The 1,562-nt window shown below is 70.4% G+C and carries 1 protein-coding gene and 1 pseudogene; one reads left to right on the top strand and one right to left on the bottom strand.

The annotated features are described in order from the left end of the window. Positions 1-281: 281 nt before the first annotated feature. A complete protein-coding gene (locus ACWD3D_RS36860) occupies positions 282-1,364 on the bottom strand; it encodes an aldose epimerase family protein (RefSeq protein WP_451464993.1) in 1,083 nt (360 codons plus the stop codon). Between the two features lie 102 nt (positions 1,365-1,466). Here ACWD3D_RS36860 and ACWD3D_RS36865 point away from each other — a divergent pair. Then, positions 1,467-1,562: pseudogene (locus tag ACWD3D_RS36865) on the top strand (peptide chain release factor N(5)-glutamine methyltransferase); the annotation flags it as partial.

A 1,562-nucleotide genomic window follows, 5' to 3' on the forward strand; every position in this document is an offset into this window, starting at 1 on the left:
CGTCGAGGACCTGGCGCGGCTTCTGCGAGGTCGCCGCGCTGTCCAGGTACACGATCTTCTTGCCGTCGTGGACCGTGCGGCCCAGGATGGGGAAGAGGCTCACCAACTCGCAGGTGCCCTGCGATCGCTGAACTGCTCTCGCCCACGCGAACCGCTCGGCTGCCTTGAGCTGTAACTCCCTGCTGACCGTGCGGTTCGACGGTTGGCCCGCCGCCTTGTGGATACAGTATGCCTCTGGTGATATCGCAGCCGCCGACCAGTCGTCACCTCCTGCTTCATCCTCAGTAACACCGTGCGCCCAGGTGCGGGAAGCGCCACTCCGTGCGGGTGTGCAGCGTCTGGCCCGGGCGCAGGACGGTGGTGGGGTAGGCGGCGTGGTTGGGCGAGTCCGGCAGGTGCTGGGTCTCCAGGCAGACCGCGCCGTGGCGGTCGTGCACACGGCCCTCGCCGTCGGTGAAGGTGCCGTCCAGCAGGTTGCCCGTGTAGACCTGGATGCCCGGTTCGGTGGTCCACACTTCCATCACACGGGAGGCGTCGGGCGCGGTGAGCCGGGCGGCACGACGCAGCCCGTCGGTGCCGGGGGCCTCGTCGCGCAGGACCCAGCAGTGGTCGAACCCGCCGGCCGAGGCGAGTTGCTCGTGCGGATGGGCGAGGCGCTCGCGCAGCACGTGGGGGGCGGTGAGGTCGAACGGGGTGCCGAGCACCTCGGCCGGGTCCCCCTCGGGAATGCCCTCGGAGTCCACGGGGAGGTAGTGGTCGGCGTCGACTTCCAGGGTGTGCCCGAGGACGTCGTCGTCGCTCAGGTTGAAGTAGGCGTGCTGGGTGAGGTTGACGACGGTGGCCCGGTCGGTGGTCGCGGTGCAGTCGAGCGAGAAGGTGCCCGAGGCGTCGACGGCGTAGGTGGCACGGACCTCCAGGGCCCCGGGGAATCCCATGTCGCCGTCAGGGCTGTGCAGCCGCAGGTCGACGAAGGCGGCGGCGCCGTCCTCGCGGCCGGACGCCTCCCACATTCTGGTGTTGAAGCCTTCGGGTCCGCCGTGCAGCGCGTGGCCGCGGTCGTTGACGGGGATCTCGTGGGTGGCGCCGTCGAGCGCGAAGCTGCCGTGCGCGATGCGGTTGGCGTAACGGCCCACGAGCGCCCCGAAGTAGGGGTGATCCTTCGCGTATTCGTCCATCGTCGAGAGAGATCTGACGATCTGTCGACTCTCGCCATGAACGTCCCGCACCGTGAGGCGGTGCAGGATACCTCCGTAGGTGAGGACTTCGGCCCGCACCCCGGTGCCGGAATCCAGCGTCCAGAGGTCTGCTTCGGCGTTTCCGGGAGCGGAACCGAAGGGGGTGCGGTGCGCGGTGGGGCGGGGCATCGGCGTTCCTTGGTGGAAAGCGGCCGGCCGGTACGGGTGGCGCAGCGGTCGGCCGGAGGGACGGCGGCCGACGGCCGTCGTGGACGGGTGGGGTGGTCGCGCGCCAGGGTCACCGTGCACCGCGGGGACGCCCTCAGCGCCCTTCCCGAGCTCGACGGCCAGGTCGACCTGGTGATCTCCAACCCGCCGTACATCCCG

Source organism: Streptomyces sp. NPDC002690 (assembly GCF_053592415.1).